Origin of the sequence: Brevundimonas sp., assembly GCF_047617075.1 — a bacterium.
GTDB lineage: Bacteria > Pseudomonadota > Alphaproteobacteria > Caulobacterales > Caulobacteraceae > Brevundimonas.
Genome location: NZ_JBLGCI010000005.1, coordinates 57,609 through 75,277 on the forward strand (window position 1 = coordinate 57,609; position 17,669 = coordinate 75,277).

Sequence of the window (17,669 nt, forward strand, 5' to 3'; positions counted from 1 at the left end):
GGGGCGGATGGCCGCGCGCGAGGACGGCTCTTTATACGGGCGGGCGCGGCTTGCCAAGAAGGGACAGAAGGGCGCCTTCGTCGGGGTGCGCGGCGGCCAGTGGGGCGAAGGCGGGCGATGCGCTGAGGGGCGCGGCGGCGGCGGGCGAGATGCAGAAGGCGGGCACGGCGCCGGCGGCGGGGACCAGGCCCATGGTCAGGTCGGCCAGACGCCGGGCGGCGCGGGGTGAATGGATCAGGACGCCGTCCAGCTTGCCGGCTTTCAGCGCAACAAGGCCGCGGCCGCCCGTGGCGGCGACGGCGGCGTAGAGGGCGGCCGCGCGGGTCTTCACACCAGCAGCCTTCAGGGCGCCCGGCAGGTCGCCGGCGGGTTCGCGGGCGCCGGCGATCAGGACGCTTCCCTCTGCAGGTTCAACGGTGATCAGGGCGGACAGGGCGGTCACATCCCCGGCGGCGGAGCGTACGTTCCGGAAACCGGCATCTCGCGCGGCCTCGGCGGTGGCGTCGCCCACGGCGAAGACCGGCAGGGCGCGTTCGGGGCTGAGCGCGGCGAATGCGGCGACGCCATTGCGACTGGTGAAGGCGACCGCGCCGACGCCGGCAAGATCGAGCCGCGGCTTCAGACGACGGATCGCCAGCAGGGGCGAGATCAGCGGCCGATGACCCATTTCCTTCAGACGCGCGGCGGTGGCCTCGGCGCCGGGGCGGGCGCGGGTGACCCACAGGCGCAGGGGCGCGTGGGCGGACCGGTCCATCAGGCGGGCAGTTCCTGATCGCCCGCGTCGGCATGGACAGCGTCGCCGATGCGGACGCCGAGATCGTGGGCGGTCTCGGTAGTGGGGGACTGGATTTCACCCGAATGCCGCCAGCGGGCCGAGCCATCGGGGGCCAGGATTTCAGCGGTCAGGGACAGGCGGTCGTTTTCGATGAACGCATAGGCGCCGACGGCGGTGCGGCAGGAGCCCTCCAGCGCCAGCATGGCGCCGCGCTCGGCGGTCACGGCGACGGCGGTGGGGCGGTGGTTGAGGGCGGCGGCCCAGGGCGCGAGGGCGTCCTCGGACCGGGTCTGGATGGCCAGGGCGCCCTGACCGGGGGCGGGCACGAAGCGCTCCACGTCCAGACAGGTGGTGATCACCTCGGACCGGCCCAGACGGTTCAGCCCCGAGGCGGCCAGCAGGATGGCGTCGAAGTCTCCGGCGGCGAGGCGGTTCAGGCGGGTGTCAACATTGCCGCGCAGCATCTGGATGCGCAGGTCCGGGCGGGCGGCCAGCAGCTGGGCCTGACGGCGCAGGGACGCGGTTCCCACCAAGGCCCCGTTAGGCAGGTCGTCGAGGCCCGAATGGTTGACGCTGACGAAGGCGTCGCGGTGGTCCTCCCGCTCGGGGATGGCGGCCAGCACGAGACCCGGCGGCATGTCGGCGGGCACGTCCTTCAGGGAGTGGACCGCCAGATCAATGCGGCCATCGATCAGGGCCTGCTCGATCTCTTTGGTGAACAGGGCTTTGCCGCCCACGTCCATGAGGCGTCGGTCCTGGATGCGGTCGCCCGTGGTGACGATGGGGACCAGGACCACCGCGTCATCCACGCTGTCCTCGGCGGCGCCCAGCGCCCGGGCCACGGCGCGCTGCATCATGCCGGACTGGGCCATGGCCAGGGTCGAGCGGCGGGTTCCGAGACGAAGGGGCGTGGGCAAGGCGGGCGGGCTTTCTGTTGCGCGGGCGGGGGCGGGGGGCTACCTCCACCCGATGAGCATGGGCGCGGACTATAGCAGCGAGGCGGCGGCGGCAACGTCAGTGGAACCGCGCGTCCTGACCGTGCTGGGGCTGGAGACCAGCTGTGACGAGACGGCGGCCTCGGTGGTGCGCCAGGCGCCCGACGGAACGGTGCAGGTGCTGTCCTCGGTGGTGCACAGCCAGATTGCGGATCACGCCCCCTTCGGCGGGGTGGTGCCCGAGATCGCGGCCCGTAGCCATGTGGAGGCCATCGCGGGCACGGCGCGCCGGGCGATTGAAGAGTCCGGCGTGGATTTCGAGGGGCTGGACGCGGTGGCGGCGACCGCCGGGCCGGGCCTCGTCGGCGGCGTCATGGTGGGGCTCAGCTTCGGCAAGGCGGTGGCCCTGGCGCGGGGCATTCCCCTGATCGCGGTGAACCATCTGGAGGGCCACGCAGTGTCGGCCCGTCTGGCGGCGCCCGCGCCCTATCCGTTCCTGTTGCTGCTGGTGTCGGGCGGGCACTGCCAGCTGATGGAAGTGCGGGGCATCGGCCACATGACCCGGCTGGGCGCCACAATCGACGACGCGGCGGGGGAGGCTTTCGACAAGATCGCCAAGACTTTGGGCCTTGGCTATCCGGGCGGCCCGGCGCTGGAAAAGCTGGCGGCGACCGGCGACGGGTCGCGGTTCGAGCTGCCCCGGGCCCTGCTGGGACGGAAGGGTTGCGACTTCTCGTTCTCGGGTCTGAAGACGGCGGCGGCGAAGCTGGCGGCGACCTGTGAGACCGAGCAGGACCGGGCCGATCTGGCCGACGCGGTGCAGAAAGCCATCGCGCGCCAGCTGACCGAGCGGTCGGCGCGGGCCATGGACGACTATGCGAGCCGCCATGACCATCGCCTGCTGGTGGTGGCGGGCGGGGTGGCGGCCAACAAGACCGTGCGGACAGAGCTGGAGCGGGCGGCGACCGCGCGCGGGTTTGATTTTCTGGCCCCGCCGCTGGCTTACTGCACCGACAATGCGGCCATGATCGCCCTGGCGGGAGCGGAACGACTGGCGCTGGGGCTGGTTTCGGACATCGACGTGGCGGCGCGCCCGCGCTGGCCGCTGGACGAGGCGACGGCGCTGGCCGACCCGCTCTATAAAACAGGCCGTAAAGGCGCGAAGGCGTAAGGGAGAACGCATGGCCGGATTCAGGACGGCGGGGGTGATCGGCGCAGGGGCCTGGGGCACCGCCCTGGCCCAGGTCTGCGCGCGGGCCGGGCTGAAGACCACCCTGCAGGCCCGCGAGGCCGAGGTGGTGGACAGCATCCGGCAGCGGCGCAGCAACGATCTGTTCCTGCCCGGCGTGACGCTGGAGGACGGCGTCGCCGCCACCGGCGACATGGCGGACCTGAAGGGCTGCGACCTGATCCTGGCGGTGCCGCCGGCCCAGCACCTGCGCGCCACGCTGGAGGCGTTCCGGGACCAGACCGGCGGGGGCGCGCCGGTGGTGCTGTGCTCAAAGGGTATCGAGCGCGGCTCGCTGAAGCTGATGACCGAGGTGCTGGCCGAAGTGCTGCCCGACACGCCGTCGGCGGTCCTGTCCGGCCCCAGCTTCGCCGGAGAGGTGGCCAAGGGGCTGCCCACCGCCGTGACCCTGGCCTGTGAGGACGAGGCGTTGGGCAAGGCCATCGCGGCGGCCATCGCCACCCCGACCTTCCGTCCCTATCTGGCGGATGATCTGGTGGGCGCCGAGATCGGCGGCGCCATCAAGAATGTACTGGCCATCGCCTGCGGCATCGTCGAGGGGCGCGAACTGGGCCGCAGCGCCCACGCCGCCCTGATCACCCGCGGCTTCGCCGAGGTCACCCGCATCGCCGAGGCGCTGGGCGGTCGGCCCGAGACCGTGCGCGGCCTGTGCGGTCTGGGCGATCTGGTCCTGACCTGCTCCAGCCCGCAGTCCCGCAACATGAGCCTGGGCCTGGCGCTGGGCCGGGGCCAGACGGTGGAAGAAGCTCTGGCCGGCAAGCGGTCCGTGGCCGAGGGCTATGAGAGCGCCCCGGCCGTGCGCGATCTGACCGAAAAGCTGGCGGTGGACGCCCCCATATGCACCGCCACCGCCGAGGTGCTGGCCGGGCGCTGGAGCGTGGATCAGGCCATCGACGCCCTGCTGACGCGACCCATCCGGCTCGAGGCGGACTAGTGGCGGAACCGGAGACGCCGCCCGCTGAACGCAAGCGGGTCTGGAAGACGCCGCCGGGGGTCACCCTGTGCGCGGAGGGCGACATCGCCGATCCCGGCTCGCGCGCCTTCGTGCTGCAGATCGGCGAGGCGTATTTCCACGGCTTCGTGGTGCGCAAGGACGATCAGGTCGCCGGATGGGTCGATCGTTGTCCCCACCAGGGCTTTCCACTGGCGGTGGAGCTGGACCAATATCTGACGCGGGACGGCGCGCTGATCCTGTGCGGCTGGCACGGGGCGGTGTTCAAGCCGCTGACCGGCGAATGCGTGGGCGGCCCGTGCGCCGGCGGGCGGCTGACGCCCTGGCCGGTGGAGGCCTCGGGCGGGGTGATCCGCACGGCGTAGGCCATGTCTCCTCCCCATCGCTTGGGATGGGGAGGTGGCGCGGGCGCGACTCAGCGCCCGTGACGGAGGGGGCGGCGCTGTCGGTCGGGGATTAGCGATTCATCCAGCGAAACCGAGTCGCCCCCTCCACCACCCCGGCTGAGTCGCCGGGGCGGTCCCCCTCCCCGCAAGCGGGGAGGAGACGGATCAGCGCAGCCCGGCCTCAATGGCGTCGATGTCGTCGTCACTGAGGCCGAAGTGGTGGCCGATCTCGTGGATCAGGACGTGGGCGATGATTTCGGACAGACCCACGTCGCCGCGCTCGCTCCATTCATCCAGGATCGGGCGGCGATACAGATAGATGCGCGAGGGCTGGGGCGAGGGGTCGGACACGCTGCGCTGGGACAGATCGACGCCATGATACAGGCCGGTCAGTTCGAACGGATCCTCGATACCCATTTCCGACAGGGTGTCCGGGTCGGCGAAGTCCAGAATGCGGAATTCCACCTCGCCGGTGTGGGCGCGGAACTCACCCGGCAGGTCGGCGAAGGCGGCTTCGGCCAGACGGGCGAAGTCATCCAGGGACGGGGCGGACTGGTCGGCCCAGGCGAAAACGGCGTCGGTCATGCTGCGCATATCGGGCCTGATCGTTCCGCTGGCAACGCACCGTGGCCCCATGACGCCTCCGGGGGATGGAAATCCCCCGTTTCAGTTTATGGTGAACGCCGAATCGGCGGGTGAGGACCATGGCTGAGGCCGACATCGCTTTTGTGGCCGCCGCCGGGGCGGCGGGGCTGGCCCTGTCGGTCAGCGCCTGGGCCTGGCGGCTGAGGCGGCGCATGTTGACGCGCGCCATGGAGGACGCCGGCCGCCTGACGGCCGCCGAGGGCCGGCTCGCCGACCGCGACGCCAGCCTGGGCGCCTTCGGAGAAGCCTTCATCGCCCTGTCACCCAGCCCGGACGGGCAAGCCGGCGATTTGCTGGGCGAACCCTCGGATCAGGCCAATGTGCGGCGCATCCTGTTCGGCGCGGACGAGCCCGGCGACGTGGTTGCGGCCCTGGCGGCGACCTCGCCCGAAAACGCGGACCGGCTGGAGCGACTGCGTGAACGGGGCGCGCCCTGCGACTTCATCGCCCGCACGCCGCGCGGGGCCTTGCGGGTGCAGGGGCGGGCTTCGGCCGGCGCAGCCTGGCTGAAGCTGTCCGGCGACGAGACCCGCATCCACGAAGGCGCAGGTGAGGCCGAGCCCCTGACCGACCTGTCGCCCGTGCCCGCATGGCGGGTGGACGGCGCCGGGCGGCTGGCCTGGGCCAATCGGGCCTGGCTGGATGAGGTAAAGGCGACCAGCGTCGAGGACGCGCGCGAGCGGGGGCTCAGTTTTGACCGGGGCGCCGACGCCCTGATGGCCGAGGCGGCGCGGCTGGGTCTGCGTCAGGAAGCGTTTCGCTGGACCTCGGGTGGCGGACGCCGGCGGGCCTGGCGGATCGTCGCCGAGCCGCTGGGCCGCGGCGAGGCGGGCGAGATCATGGGCGCGGCCGCCTTCGCCATCGACGCCACCGAGGCCGAGGAAACCCGCGACACCCTGCGCCGCCATGTGGAGGGCCACGACGAGACCCTGAACCATCTGGCTGACGCCGTGGCCATCTTCGGTCCGTCCAAGCGACTGGCCTATCACAACACCGCCTTCCAGCAGCTGTTCGGCGTCGATCCGGCCTGGCTGGACGACCGGCCCACCCACGCGGAGCTGCTGGACCGCCTGCGCCAGCGCCGCCAGTTGCCGGAGCGGGACGACTATCCCGCGTGGAAGGCGAAGGAGCTGGAGTTCTACGGCGCCACCGAGGCGGCGCCGGACGACAGCTGGTCCCTGCCGGACGGCCGGACCCTGCGCGTGGTGCGCCAGCCGCACCCGCTGGGCGGGGTTCTGCTGCTGTTCTCGGACATCACCGGGGAATTGGACCTGCGCAGCCGCTACAACGCCCAGATCCAGGTGCAGCGCGCCACCCTGGACAAGCTGAACGACGCGGTGGCGGTGTTCGGTTCGGACGGGCGGTTGCGTCTGCACAATGAGGCGTTCGAGCGCTTCTGGAGCGTCACCGCCGACCAGCTGGGCGAGGCTGGCGATTTCGATTCCCTGGCCGAGCTGTGCAAGCGCACGGCGCCGGACCCCGCCCTGTGGCTGGGTCTGAAGGCGCGGGTCGCGGACCCGGACCCGGAGAGCCGCGTGGCGGTGTCGGGCGAGACACGCACCCGGGATGGGCGGCTGGCGGCCTGGCAGACGCGCCCCTTGCCCGACGGCGCGACCCTGGTGGCCTTCGCCGACGTCACCGCGCGGCGCGCACTGGAACAGGCGCTGAGCGAGCGCGAAGCGGCCCTGAAGGAAAGCCAGGAGCTGAAGCGGCAGTTCGTGGGCAGCGTTTCCTATGAACTGCGCACGCCCCTGACCACCATCGTCGGCTATTCGGAGTTGCTGGAGGCGCAGGCGGCGCTGGACGAACGGTCGCGGCAGCACGCCGGCGCCATTCGCGTGGCCGCCAGCCAGCTGGCCCGCTCCATTGATGATGTGCTGGACATGGCCCAGATCGACGCGGGCGAGATGGACCTGAGTCTCGGCGACGTGCGCGTCTGTGACGTGCTGGACCAGTGCGCCGAACGGGTGCGCGCGCGGGTGGAGGGACGCGGCGGTGTGGTCGAGGTGATCTGCCCGGACAAGATCGGCGCGGTGCGTGCGGACCAGAAGCGACTGGTCCAGGCGCTGGATCATCTGCTGGACAACGCGGCCCGCTCCATCAGCGAGGGCGGTCGGGTCACTCTGGAGGCCGCGCGCGGCGTGGGCGAGACCCGGTTCCGCGTCACCGACACGGGCCACGGCATCCCCTATCACCTGCAGGCGCACGTCTTCGACCGCTACATCCAGCGCGAACGGGGCGGTCCCGGCGTGGCCCTGGCCCTGGTCAAGGCGTTGATCGAGCTGCACGGCGGCTGGGCCGAGGTGGAGAGCGAGCCGGGCAAGGGCGCCAGCTTCATCCTGCATCTGCCCCACGACACGGTGACATCGGCGGCCCATCCCGAGCTGGGCCTCGATCTTCAGGAGAGCCGGGCATGACGAAACCGCTCAAGACCGCCCTGATCTACGATTTCGACGGCACCCTGGCGCGCGGCAACATGCAGGAGGTGACCTTCATCCCCTCCGTGGGCATGGGCATCGGCGATTTCTGGGGCGAGGCGGACCGCCTGACCCGCGAAGCCGACGGCGACAACATCCTGATGTACATGCAGCTGATGCTGGCCCGGGCGCGGGAGAACGGCCAGCCGATCACCCGCCGGGATCTGCGCGAGCACGGCCATGACGTGAAGCTGTTCGACGGGCTGAAGACGGATCTGACCGGGCCCGGCTGGTTCGAGCGCATCGACGCCTTCGGCGCGCGCTACGGTCTGGACATCGAGCACTACATCATCTCGGCCGGGTTGGAGGAGATGATCGACGGGTGCCCCATCCGGGACGCCTTCCGCCACGTGTTCGCGTCCAAATTCGTCTATGATGACAAGGGCGTGGCCGTGTGGCCGGCGGTGGGGGTGAACTACACCACCAAGACCCAGTACCTGTTCCGCATCAACAAGGGCGTGCTGAACCACTATGAGCACGAGCGCATCAACCGCTTCATTCCCGACGACGAGCGGCCGGTCCCTTTCGAACGCATGATCTTCCTGGGCGACGGGGACACCGACGTGCCCACCATGAAGATGATGCACACCAAGGGCGGCTTCTCCATCGCCGTCTATGACCCGCGCAATTCCGAGCGGGACCAGGCGAAGATCTATTCGCTGATCTCGGAGGATCGGGTCAATTTCGTCGCCGCCGCCGACTATCGCGAGGGCTCGCCGCTGGACCTGATCGTCAAGGGCCTGATCGGTCGTATCGCGGTGAACGCCGGGACCATGCCCGCCGATCAATAGAGCCTGCGGCGCCGGTTCCGGTTGCGCCCGCGCGCCGGACGGGTAGGGTTCGGCCCGTCAGAACCGCAACACCCGTGGAGACTGAATGCGCCTGCTGTCGGCTGTCCTGATCGGTCTGTTTGTCTGGTGCGCGGCCTTGCCCGTGAGCGCGCAGGTGCAGCGCACCGAGCGCATCGCCGCCGAACTGGTCCCCATGAGCCAGTGGGCCGCGCCGGGCTCTACCGCCATCGTGGCCGTGCGCCAGGACATCGAGCCGGGCTGGCACACCTACTGGCGCAACCCCGGGGATTCCGGCGGCCCCACCGAACTGGACTGGACCCTGCCCGGCGGGGTGGAGGCGGGCGACATCGTCTGGCCTCTGCCCGAGCGTCAGCGACTGCAGAGCCTGATGAACTACGGCTATTCGGATCAGGTCTATCTGCCGGTTCCCATCGAGATTCCGGCCGATGCGGCGCCGGGATCGGTCCTGCCGCTGTCCGTCGACGCCCTGTTCATGGTGTGCAGCGACGAGATGTGCGTGCCGGACGAGCTGACCCTGACGCTGGATCTGCGGGTGGATGACGGAGAGGCGCCGCTGGACCGGGCGCATGGGGCGGCCATTTCCCGCATCCTCGAGACCGCGCCGCGCCCCGGCGACCTGACCGCGCGCGTGACGCGTCAGGGTGAGACGGTGCTGCTGAGCGTCACGGGCGACGCCCTGACAGATGAAGGCCTGTCCGACGTCTATTTCTTCCCCTTCGAGGGCGGGGTCATCGATCATCCGGCAGACCAGCCGGGCGAGCGGGGACCGGACGGCCTGTCGCTGACCCTGACGGCGGGCCGGGCCATCCTGACCGGTGGCCTTTCCGGGCCGATGGCGGGGGTGTTGTCCACGTCGGAAGGCGCCTGGGAGATCATCGCGGAGGTGGGTGAGCCGCTGGCGGGAACCAGCGGCGAGGGCGCGCTGGCGGAGGGCGCGAAGCCCACTGGCGTGGGCGTGTTCCTGCAGGCGGCGCTGTTCGCCCTGGTCGGCGGGCTGATCCTGAACCTGATGCCGTGCGTGTTCCCGATTCTGGCCATGAAGGCGGCGTCCCTGTCGGCCTCGGCCCACGAGCCGGGCGAGGCGCGGCGCGACGGGCTGGCGTTCCTGGCCGGAGTGCTGACCACCTTCCTGATTCTGGCCGTGGCCCTGATCGGGCTGCGGGCCGCAGGGCAGGCCGTGGGCTGGGGCTTCCAGCTGCAGTCGCCGGGCGTGATCGCGGGGCTGGCCCTGCTGATGCTGGCGGTGGGCCTGAACCTGTCGGGCGTGTTCGGTGTGGGCATGGCGGCGCAGGGGCTGGCCGAGGGCGGCGCGGGCGGACGCCTGTCGCGCCTGCCCGGCGGCGCGGGGGCCTTCTTCACCGGCGTGCTGGCGGTGGTGGTGGCGGCGCCGTGCACCGCGCCCTTCATGGCCTTTGCGCTGGGGGCCGCGCTGGTGATGCCGGCGCCCATGGCGGTGTCGGTGTTCCTGATGCTGGGGCTGGGTCTGGCCCTGCCCTATGTGGCGGTCAGCCTGTCGCCCGGCCTGCTGAAGCGGTTCCCGCGCCCCGGTCCGTGGATGGACCGGCTGAAGGGCGTTCTGGCCTTCCCCATGTACGGCGCGGCCCTGTGGCTGGTCTGGGTGTTCGCCCGACAGGCGGGAGCGGAGTCCCTGGCCTTGCTGATGGCCGGCGCCCTGATGCTGGCGCTGGGCCTGTTTCTGTGGGGCTGGCGCCAGACGGCGCGGGCCGAGGGGCGCGGCGGCATGGTCAGCAGCGTCGCCGCCGTCCTGTCCATCGTCGCGGCCGTGGGGTTCGCGGGCGCCGGCGCCTCTCTGGCCCGCGCGCCGGACGCGGTCGGGACGCCGGGGAGCGAAGGTTCGACCCTGTCCTCAACCCCGTGGTCGCCCGAAGCGGTTCAGGCCGCCCGGGCCGAGGGCCGGGTGGTGTTCGTGAACTTCACCGCCGACTGGTGCGTCACCTGCAAGGTCAATGAACGCGCCGCCCTGGCGTCCGAGCGGGTGCGCAGCGCCGTCGAGACCACTGGCGCGGTCTATATGGTCGCAGATTGGACCCTGCGGGACGACGCCATCGCCGCGGAGCTGGAGCGGCACGGCCGCTCGGGCGTTCCGCTTTATCTGGTCTATTCGCCCGGTTCGGACGCGCCGCGCATCCTGCCCCAGCTTCTGACCCCCGGCCTCGTGGCCGAGGCCCTGAACGACGCCGCCTGATCCCTTCGACCAACCAAGGAGCCTATCCCATGAAGATCCGCATCCTGGCCATGGCCGCCGCGTCCGCCCTCGTTCTCGCCGCCTGCGGGCAGCAGGCCGAGGCCCCTGCCGACGCGCCCGAAACCACAGAGACCGCCGAGGCTGAAGGTCAGATGGCGCCGGACTTCACCCTGGCGAACGCCGAGGGCGAGCAGGTGTCGCTGTCCAATTTCCGGGGCCGCGTCGTGGTTCTGGAATGGACCAATGAGGACTGCCCCTATGTGCGCAAGCACTACACCGGCGCCATGCAGCAGCTTCAGGAAGAGGCGACCGAAGACGGCGTGGTCTGGCTGACCATCATCTCGTCCGCCCCGGGAACCCAAGGCTATGTGGAGGGCGAGGACGCGCGCGGCTGGCGGGGCGAGTACGACGCGAACTTCACCCATCTGCTGGCGGACCCCACCGGCGAGACGGGCCGGGCTTACGGCGCGGTCACCACCCCCGACATGCGCGTGATCGATGAGGAAGGTCGCATCATCTTCACCGGCGGCATCGACGATCGGCCAAGTTCGGACGTGGCGACGCTGGACGGCGCCACCAACTATGTGCGCGCGGCGCTGGACGACCACGGGGCGGGACGGCCCGTAGCGACGCCCTTCGCCCAGCCTTACGGCTGTTCGATCAAATACGCTGACGAACTGGAAGAGGGCGCCGAGGCGGCCTGATCGTCAGGAGCCCGGTTGCGGCGGGGCGAGGATGACGGCGGCGTTGTCGTCCAGCAGGTGCGACAGCTCGCTGAGCGCCACGCCCCGCTCACGCTCGTTGGGGGCGGTCTCCACCGCCTCCAGGCGACCGGGCATGTCCTCGGCGATGCCGCGCAGGATGCATTTCAGATCGCCATCCACATTGCGCTCGCGCAGGGTGACATGCCCCTGCATGTCCAGCGCGGCCAGCGCCTCGGCGTCCTGACGAAAGCCGGCGAAGGCATGGGCGTTGAAACCGGTCTCGATCCAGCCGTCCACGACCCCCTTCAGGGCCTGTGAGCGGGACACGATGTCCAGAAACAGCGGCTCGCCCGCCACCGGCGTCTCGACCGACGATGCGGGCGCCGGCGTTGCGGCGACCGAGGGATCGGTCAGCATCAGGGCGGCGGCGATCATCACTCCGCAGGACATGGCGGGCTCCTTCGGCGGCGATTCGACGGAATGCCGGTTGCCCCGGCTTACGCCCGCCCCGTAAACGATGTGTTGACCCTGATGAAACGCCCCTGGGAGCCCGCCATGGATCTCGACGCCGCCTGGACCGCCTTTGACTCCGTCGCCGCCCGGGATCGCGGCGTGCGCATCGTCGATCAGTTCACAGCCGACCCGGACCGCCTGTCGCGGCTGACGGTTCAGGCTGCAGGCCTGACCGTCGATCTGTCCAAGCAGAGCTGGACCCGCGAGGGCTTGGAGGCGGCGCTGGGTCTGGCGCACGGGGCCGAAATCGCGGCGGCGCGGGCGCGGCTGTTCGGCGGCGAGGCGGTCAATTTCACCGAGGGTCGCGCCGTGCTGCACGCCGCGCTGCGGGCCCGGCCCGGCGGCGACTATCGCGCCCTGGGCGAGCCGGTGTCGCGCGAGGTGGAGGCGGTGCGCAAGGCCATGGCCGATTACGCCGAAGCCGTGCGGTCAGGGGATGAGACGGGCGCCACGGGCAAGCCGTTCAAGGCCGTCGTCCATGTGGGTATCGGGGGGTCGGATCTGGGGCCCCGACTGGTGTGGGACGCCCTGTCGCCCCGCACGCCGGACATCGAGGTCCGCTTCGTGGCCAATATCGACCGGGCCGAGATGGACCAGACCCTGACCGGACTGGACCCGGAAACCACCCTGGTCATCGTGGTCTCCAAGACCTTCACCACCCAGGAGACCCTGGCCAACGCCGAGCTGGCCCGTCAGTGGCTGGCCGCCGCCCTGCCCGCCGACGGTCTGGACCGGCACTTCATCGGCGTCACCGCCGCGCCCCAGCTGGCGGAGCGGTTCGGCTGCGGCCGCACCTTCGCGTTCCGGGACTGGGTCGGGGGGCGCTATTCCCTGTGGTCGGCGGTGGGCCTGTCCTGCGCCATCGGCCTGGGGCCCGACCTGTTCCAGCGCATGCTGGACGGGGCGGCGGACATGGACGCCCACTTCCGCGACGCGCCGCTGGAGCGGAACGCTCCGGTGCTGATGGCCGCCGCAGAAATCTGGAACGTCAACGGACTGGGGCGCGGGGCGCGCACGGTGGCGCCCTACGCGCACCGCCTGCGCCGTCTGGCCGCCTTCCTCCAGCAGCTGGAGATGGAGTCCAACGGCAAGCGCATCCGCGAAGACGGCTCGCCCGTCCCGCGCCAGACCTGTCCGGTGGTGTTCGGCGAGCCCGGCACCAACGGCCAGCACGCCTTCTTCCAGCAATTGCATCAGGGGCCGGAAACAGTCCCCGCCGATTTCGTCATCGTCGCCCGCGACGAGGAAGACCGGCCCCAGCCCGCCCTGTGGGCCAACGCCCTGGCCCAGGCCGAGGCGCTGATGATGGGCAAATCTCTGAAGGCGGCGCGGGATGAACTGACCGCGGCCGGCCATGCGCCCGCCGAAGCGGACCGTCTGGCCCCGCACAAGACCTTCCCCGGCAATCGGCCGTCCACCGCCATTCTGATGGAGCGCCTGACCCCCGAAACCTTGGGCGCCCTGCTCGCCCTGTATGAGCACAAGGTGTTCGTGGAGGGGATCATCTGGCGCATCAACAGCTTCGACCAGTGGGGCGTCGAGCTGGGCAAGGCCATGGCCCGCACCATCCTGGGCGAGGTGGAAAGCGGTCAGGCCCGGCCCCACGACCCCTCAACCTCAGCCTTGGTCGAGCGCCTGTCCGACTGACCAAGCGAAAGGGGCGGACCCTTTCAGGCCCGCCCCCTCGGAGAGAGACGATCTGGCGTCGTCTTTATGGCTTACCAGCGACGGTCGTCACGGCGGTCGCGGCGCCAATCCCGGCGATCCTCGCGGCGATCCTGACGCCAGTCGCGGCGGTCCTCGCGGCGCTCGTGACGCCAGTCCCGACGATCCGCCCGGCGGTCATAGCGACGGTCGTAGCGGTTGTTGTAACGGCGCCATTCCTCGGCGTTGCGGTAATAACGGCCGTCCCGGTAGTAGCGACCGTTGCGGTAATAGCGGCGATCATCGTCGTCAGCGCTGGCGTAGCCCAGGGCCGCGCCGGCAACAGCGCCGCCCGCGATGTAGTTTCCGTCGCCGTTGCCGATGAGCGCGCCGGCGATGGCGCCGATGCCGGCGCCGACCAGGGCGTCGCGTTCACGGTCGTCAGCCGCTGCGGGGGCGGCGGATACGGCGGTCAGGGCCAGGGCGCCCGCGGCGCCGGCGGCCAGGGTGCGGAATTTCATCATGATCGGCTCCTTTCGATCGCATCCGCCGGAAACGGCGGCTGTCTGTTGAGCCTTCATCATGGCGATCCAGCCTGAACACCCCCGGAGCCGCTCGTTCATCTGTGGTTCAGGCGGATCACAGCCTTGCGGCCCGTGCGGGCAGGCCATACCGTCGTTACGGGAGGCGCCATGTCGCTAAGAGCCGGGTCAATCTGCATTCTGGCAGCCGCCGCCATGGGTTTGGCGGGGGCGCATCCTGTTCTGGCCCAGACCGGCGCGGGGTCACGGGTCGCCGTTGCCGCCGACCCGCAGATCCTGACCCGTCAGGCGGCGGCGCGCCGCGACGCCGGCGATCATGCGGCGGCGGCGGAAACCTTCGCCGAGGCCGGGCGCGCCCTGATCCTGAACAACAACGCCGCAGAGGCGGCGGAAGCCTTCACGGACGCGGCGCGCTCCCGTCTGGCGCTGGGCGATGTGGACGGGGCCTATGCGGTGCTGGCGGAAGCGGCCGAACGGCTGGAAGCGGCAGGGCCTGACGCCCACCCGGCGGCCGGGCGGGCCACCGCCTCCCTGGCGCGCATCCGCACCAATCAGGGCCGTTACGCCGAAGCCCTGACCCTGCTGGACCGGTCCGAGGCGCTCGGCGGCGAAGCGCTGGATGGGCCGGGGCAGGCGGCCCTGGCCTACGACCGCGCCCGCATTCTGGATTTCCTGGGCCGCGCCGAGGAGGCGGAGGGCCATGCCCGCCGCGCCCTGGCCTTGCGCCGTGAGCATCTGGGAGAGGCGGATGCCCTCACCGCCGACGCCATGAACCAACTGGCGGTCAGCCTGCAGGCCCAGGGCCGGTATGACGAGGCGGACCGGGCCTACCGCGACGCCCTGACGGTCTATGAGGCCGCGAGCGGCCCGGACCATCCCAGCGTGGCCATCGCCCTGTCCAATCTGGGCAACATCCTGCGCCGCCGGGGCCGCGAGCATGCGGCCGAACCGGTCTATCGGCGCGCCGTGCGCATCGCCGAAGGCTCCGGGGATGATGAGCTTCTCGCCCAGTGCCTGACCAATCTGGGCTGGCACCTGCGCATGACCGGGCGATCGCCGGAAGCCGACCCCATATTCCGCCGCGCGGCGGATTTGCTGGTGCAGGTCGCAGGACCGGACCACCCGTTCACCGGCATCGCCTTCGCCAACCTGGCCCTGATCCTGGGCGATCAGGACAAGCATTCGGAGGCCGAGCCTTTGTTCGTGCGGGCGCTGGCGGCGCTGGAGCCCGCGGTGGGGGCGAATAGCCCCGACATCCTCGCCACCCTGGACGGCTACGCCCTGACTCTGGCGCGGCTGGATCGTCAGGCCGAGGCCGAGGCGGTCTATGGGCGGACCCTCGAGATCGCGCGCACACGCCTGTCGCCGGGACATCCCGAGGCCATGCGCCAGACCGTCGCCGTGGCCGATTTCCTGCTGGACGACGGCCGGGCGGCCGAGGCGCGACTGCGGCTTGATGAGGCGGAGACGGCCCTGTTTCAGCGCATCGGGACGGGGACCGGTCTGCATGCCGGCGCCCTTCGCCGGACCCAGCCTCTTTTCGGGCGGCAGGTTCGGGCCGACTGGGCCCTCGCGCACGCGCCGCGCTGAAAATTCATCCCGCCTGATCCCTTGACCGGCCCCGGCGCCCGGCCTATCTGCCGAGCGCATTAGCACTCGGGTGCAGCGGCTGCTAACAGTCTCCGCCTCGGGTCAGGAACTCGATCCTTTAAGGAGATCATACAGATGGCGTTTCGTCCTCTCGGCGACCGCGTGCTGGTCAAGCGCGTGGAAGAAGAATCCAAGACCAAGGGCGGGATCATCATCCCCGACACCGCCAAGGAAAAGCCCCAGGAAGGCGAAGTCGTCTCCGTGGGCCCCGGCGCCCGTGACGACAGCGGCAAGGTCAACGCCCTGGAGCTGAAGGCCGGCGACCGTATCCTGTTCGGCAAGTGGTCGGGCACGGAAGTGAAGATCGACGGCGACGACCTGATCATCATGAAGGAATCCGACGTCCTGGGCGTGCTGTCCTAAAGCACCCGACGTCTGAGGCCTTTTCCAAAGAAAACATATAGATAGGAGCTGCCGAACATGGCCGCCAAGATCGTACAGTTCAACACCGACGCGCGCGACAAGATGCTGCGCGGCGTCAACGTCCTCGCCAATGCGGTGAAGGTCACCCTGGGTCCCAAGGGCCGCAACGTGGTCATCCAGAAGTCTTTCGGCGCCCCGCGCTCGACCAAGGACGGCGTTTCGGTGGCCAAGGAAATCGAGCTGGAAGACGCCTTCGAGAACATGGGCGCCCAGATGATCCGCGAAGTCGCTTCGAAGACGAACGACAAGGCGGGTGACGGCACCACCACCGCCACGGTCCTGGCTCAGTCCATCGTGCAGGAAGGCCTGAAGTCGGTCGCCGCCGGCATGAACCCGATGGATCTGAAGCGCGGCATCGACAAGGCGGTCACCGCCGTCCTCGCCGAGATCAAGGCCAACTCCAAGAAGGTTTCGGCCAACTCGGAAATCGCCCAGGTCGGCACCATCTCGGCCAACGGCGACGTGGAAGTCGGCGAGATGATCGCCAAGGCCATGGACAAGGTCGGCAACGAAGGCGTCATCACGGTCGAGGAAGCCAAGACCGCCGAGACCGAGCTGGACGTCGTGGAAGGCATGCAGTTCGACCGCGGCTACCTGTCGCCCTACTTCATCACCAACGCCGACAAGATGGAGGCCGATCTCGAGGAGCCTCTGATCCTGCTCCACGAGAAGAAGCTGTCCTCGCTGCAGGCCATGCTGCCGATCCTGGAAGCCGTGGTTCAGTCGGGCCGTCCGCTGGTCATCATCGCCGAGGACATCGAGGGCGAGGCCCTGGCCACCCTGGTGGTCAACAAGCTGCGCGGCGGCCTGCGGGTCGCGGCCGTCAAGGCGCCGGGCTTCGGCGATCGCCGCAAGGCCATGCTGGAGGACATCGCCGTCCTGACCGGCGGCCAGGTGATCTCGGAAGACCTGGGCATCAAGCTGGAAAACGTCACCCTGGACATGCTGGGCAAGGCCAAGAAGGTCACCATCACCAAGGACGACACCACCATCGTTGACGGCGTCGGCGAGAAGGACGCGATCGAGGGCCGCATCGCCCAGATCAAGCGCCAGATCGAGGACACCACCTCGGACTACGACAAGGAAAAGCTGCAGGAGCGTCTGGCCAAGCTGGCCGGCGGCGTCGCGGTGATCCGCGTCGGCGGCTCGACCGAGGTCGAGGTCAAGGAGAAGAAGGACCGCGTCGACGACGCCCTGAACGCCACCCGCGCGGCCGTTGAAGAAGGCATCGTCCCCGGCGGCGGCATCGCCCTGCTGAAGGCGAGCAAGGCGCTGGAAGGCCTGAAGGGCGACAACGCCGATCAGACGGCCGGCATCGCCATCATTCGCCGCGCCATCCAGGCCCCGATCCGGCAGATCGCCGAGAACGCGGGCGTCGAAGGCTCCATCGTGGTCGGCAAGGTGCTGGAGAACAAGGACGCCTCGTTCGGCTTCAACGCCCAGACCGAGGAGTACGGCGACCTGGTGAAGATGGGCGTGATCGACCCCGCCAAGGTGGTCCGCACCGCCCTGCAGGACGCCGCCTCCGTGGCCGGCATCCTGATCACCACCGAAGCCGCCGTGGCGGACGCCCCCAAGAAGTCCTCGGGCGGCGGCGCCCCGGACATGGGCGGCGGCATGGGCGGCATGGGCGGCATGGACTTCTAAGGAAGTTCACTCCGTTCAGACTGAACAGGAAGGGCGGGGCCGCATGGCTCCGCCCTTTTTCGTGGCCCCTCCCGGCTTGCCCCCCATGCTCGCCCGCCGTAAGTCGGGG

General features: G+C 70.2%; 16 protein-coding genes. 11 read left to right on the plus strand and 5 right to left on the minus strand.

Going from position 1 to position 17,669, the window contains the following annotated elements; genetic code table 11:
- Window positions 1-31: 31 nt before the first annotated feature.
- A complete protein-coding gene (locus ACI8U3_RS06805; RefSeq protein ID WP_415014113.1) occupies window positions 32-754 on the minus strand; it encodes a uroporphyrinogen-III synthase in 723 nt (240 codons plus the stop codon).
- Window positions 754-1,692, minus strand: coding sequence for a hydroxymethylbilane synthase (gene hemC / locus ACI8U3_RS06810; RefSeq protein ID WP_415014114.1), 939 nt, complete (start codon window positions 1,690-1,692; stop codon window positions 754-756). Before hemC ends, ACI8U3_RS06805 begins: the two co-directional genes overlap by 1 nt.
- Window positions 1,693-1,750: 58 nt before the next feature.
- Here hemC and tsaD point away from each other — a divergent pair, with 58 nt between their 5' ends.
- From tsaD to ACI8U3_RS06825, 3 genes are read left to right on the plus strand one after another with little or no spacing between them, the layout of a single operon-like run.
- Window positions 1,751-2,881 carry a tRNA (adenosine(37)-N6)-threonylcarbamoyltransferase complex transferase subunit TsaD gene (gene tsaD / locus ACI8U3_RS06815; protein ID WP_415014115.1) on the plus strand — a complete coding sequence of 377 codons (1,131 nt, stop codon included), beginning with the start codon at window positions 1,751-1,753 and terminating at the stop codon, window positions 2,879-2,881.
- Between the two features lie 10 nt (window positions 2,882-2,891).
- The gene (locus tag ACI8U3_RS06820) at window positions 2,892-3,893 is read left to right on the plus strand and encodes an NAD(P)H-dependent glycerol-3-phosphate dehydrogenase (protein ID WP_415014116.1); all 1,002 of its coding nucleotides are present in this window, start codon (window positions 2,892-2,894) and stop codon (window positions 3,891-3,893) included.
- A complete protein-coding gene (locus tag ACI8U3_RS06825; RefSeq protein WP_415014117.1) occupies window positions 3,893-4,276 on the plus strand; it encodes a Rieske (2Fe-2S) protein in 384 nt (127 codons plus the stop codon). The genes ACI8U3_RS06820 and ACI8U3_RS06825 overlap by 1 nt, the downstream gene beginning before the upstream one ends.
- A gap of 186 nt (window positions 4,277-4,462) precedes the next feature.
- Here the strand turns inward: ACI8U3_RS06825 and ACI8U3_RS06830 are convergent, their stop codons facing one another.
- Window positions 4,463-4,882, minus strand: coding sequence for a metallopeptidase family protein (locus ACI8U3_RS06830; protein WP_415014118.1), 420 nt, complete (start codon window positions 4,880-4,882; stop codon window positions 4,463-4,465).
- A gap of 119 nt (window positions 4,883-5,001) precedes the next feature.
- On the opposite strand from ACI8U3_RS06830, the gene ACI8U3_RS06835 reads away from it, so the two are divergent.
- The 4 genes from ACI8U3_RS06835 to ACI8U3_RS06850 all read left to right on the plus strand — a co-directional run bounded on the left by ACI8U3_RS06835 (window position 5,002) and on the right by ACI8U3_RS06850 (window position 11,141).
- Window positions 5,002-7,359: an ATP-binding protein gene (locus ACI8U3_RS06835; protein ID WP_415014119.1), complete on the plus strand. Its 2,358-nt coding sequence runs from the start codon at window positions 5,002-5,004 to the stop codon at window positions 7,357-7,359.
- Complete coding sequence (locus ACI8U3_RS06840; protein WP_415014120.1) at window positions 7,356-8,210, plus strand: haloacid dehalogenase-like hydrolase; 855 nt, start codon at window positions 7,356-7,358, stop codon at window positions 8,208-8,210. Before ACI8U3_RS06835 ends, ACI8U3_RS06840 begins: the two co-directional genes overlap by 4 nt.
- A gap of 85 nt (window positions 8,211-8,295) precedes the next feature.
- Window positions 8,296-10,437 (plus strand): protein-disulfide reductase DsbD family protein, encoded by a 2,142-nt coding sequence (locus ACI8U3_RS06845; protein ID WP_415014121.1) that lies wholly within the window; start codon window positions 8,296-8,298, stop codon window positions 10,435-10,437.
- 29 nt (window positions 10,438-10,466) lie between these two features.
- The gene (locus ACI8U3_RS06850; protein WP_415014122.1) at window positions 10,467-11,141 is read left to right on the plus strand and encodes a thioredoxin family protein; all 675 of its coding nucleotides are present in this window, start codon (window positions 10,467-10,469) and stop codon (window positions 11,139-11,141) included.
- A 3-nt stretch (window positions 11,142-11,144) separates the two neighbouring features.
- Here ACI8U3_RS06850 and ACI8U3_RS06855 read toward each other — a convergent pair whose 3' ends face one another.
- On the minus strand, window positions 11,145-11,591 hold the full coding sequence (locus ACI8U3_RS06855; RefSeq protein WP_415014123.1) for a hypothetical protein: 447 nt from the start codon (window positions 11,589-11,591) through the stop codon (window positions 11,145-11,147).
- Window positions 11,592-11,696: 105 nt separating this feature from the next.
- On the opposite strand from ACI8U3_RS06855, the gene pgi reads away from it, so the two are divergent.
- Window positions 11,697-13,301, plus strand: a complete 1,605-nt coding sequence (gene pgi / locus ACI8U3_RS06860; protein WP_415014124.1) for a glucose-6-phosphate isomerase — start codon at window positions 11,697-11,699, stop codon at window positions 13,299-13,301.
- Between the two features lie 71 nt (window positions 13,302-13,372).
- Here the strand turns inward: pgi and ACI8U3_RS06865 are convergent, their stop codons facing one another.
- Window positions 13,373-13,822 (minus strand): YMGG-like glycine zipper-containing protein, encoded by a 450-nt coding sequence (locus tag ACI8U3_RS06865; protein ID WP_415014125.1) that lies wholly within the window; start codon window positions 13,820-13,822, stop codon window positions 13,373-13,375.
- Window positions 13,823-13,990: 168 nt separating this feature from the next.
- On the opposite strand from ACI8U3_RS06865, the gene ACI8U3_RS06870 reads away from it, so the two are divergent.
- From ACI8U3_RS06870 to groL, 3 genes are all read left to right on the plus strand, one after another.
- Window positions 13,991-15,430 (plus strand): tetratricopeptide repeat protein, encoded by a 1,440-nt coding sequence (locus tag ACI8U3_RS06870; protein WP_415014126.1) that lies wholly within the window; start codon window positions 13,991-13,993, stop codon window positions 15,428-15,430.
- Between the two features lie 135 nt (window positions 15,431-15,565).
- Entirely contained in the window at window positions 15,566-15,853 is a 288-nt protein-coding gene (gene groES, locus ACI8U3_RS06875) for a co-chaperone GroES (RefSeq protein WP_021698725.1), read from the plus strand.
- Between the two features lie 57 nt (window positions 15,854-15,910).
- Window positions 15,911-17,560 carry a chaperonin GroEL gene (groL, locus tag ACI8U3_RS06880; protein WP_415014127.1) on the plus strand — a complete coding sequence of 550 codons (1,650 nt, stop codon included), beginning with the start codon at window positions 15,911-15,913 and terminating at the stop codon, window positions 17,558-17,560.
- Window positions 17,561-17,669 lie beyond the last annotated feature (109 nt).

Excerpts from the sequence above, each read along its gene's own strand:
- ACI8U3_RS06840 (WP_415014120.1), top strand. The coding sequence starts at position 7,356 with ATGACGAAACCGCTCAAGACCGCCCTGATCTACGATTTCGACGGCACC.
- ACI8U3_RS06865 (WP_415014125.1), bottom strand. The coding sequence starts at position 13,822 with ATGATGAAATTCCGCACCCTGGCCGCCGGCGCCGCGGGCGCCCTGGCC.
- ACI8U3_RS06870 (WP_415014126.1), top strand. The coding sequence starts at position 13,991 with ATGTCGCTAAGAGCCGGGTCAATCTGCATTCTGGCAGCCGCCGCCATG.
- ACI8U3_RS06820 (WP_415014116.1), top strand. The coding sequence starts at position 2,892 with ATGGCCGGATTCAGGACGGCGGGGGTGATCGGCGCAGGGGCCTGGGGC.
- ACI8U3_RS06850 (WP_415014122.1), top strand. The coding sequence starts at position 10,467 with ATGAAGATCCGCATCCTGGCCATGGCCGCCGCGTCCGCCCTCGTTCTC.
- ACI8U3_RS06805 (WP_415014113.1), bottom strand. The coding sequence starts at position 754 with ATGGACCGGTCCGCCCACGCGCCCCTGCGCCTGTGGGTCACCCGCGCC.
- tsaD (WP_415014115.1), top strand. The coding sequence starts at position 1,751 with ATGGGCGCGGACTATAGCAGCGAGGCGGCGGCGGCAACGTCAGTGGAA.
- ACI8U3_RS06830 (WP_415014118.1), bottom strand. The coding sequence starts at position 4,882 with ATGACCGACGCCGTTTTCGCCTGGGCCGACCAGTCCGCCCCGTCCCTG.
- ACI8U3_RS06845 (WP_415014121.1), top strand. The coding sequence starts at position 8,296 with ATGCGCCTGCTGTCGGCTGTCCTGATCGGTCTGTTTGTCTGGTGCGCG.
- groES (WP_021698725.1), top strand. The coding sequence starts at position 15,566 with ATGGCGTTTCGTCCTCTCGGCGACCGCGTGCTGGTCAAGCGCGTGGAA.
- pgi (WP_415014124.1), top strand. The coding sequence starts at position 11,697 with ATGGATCTCGACGCCGCCTGGACCGCCTTTGACTCCGTCGCCGCCCGG.
- ACI8U3_RS06855 (WP_415014123.1), bottom strand. The coding sequence starts at position 11,591 with ATGTCCTGCGGAGTGATGATCGCCGCCGCCCTGATGCTGACCGATCCC.
- groL (WP_415014127.1), top strand. The coding sequence starts at position 15,911 with ATGGCCGCCAAGATCGTACAGTTCAACACCGACGCGCGCGACAAGATG.
- ACI8U3_RS06835 (WP_415014119.1), top strand. The coding sequence starts at position 5,002 with ATGGCTGAGGCCGACATCGCTTTTGTGGCCGCCGCCGGGGCGGCGGGG.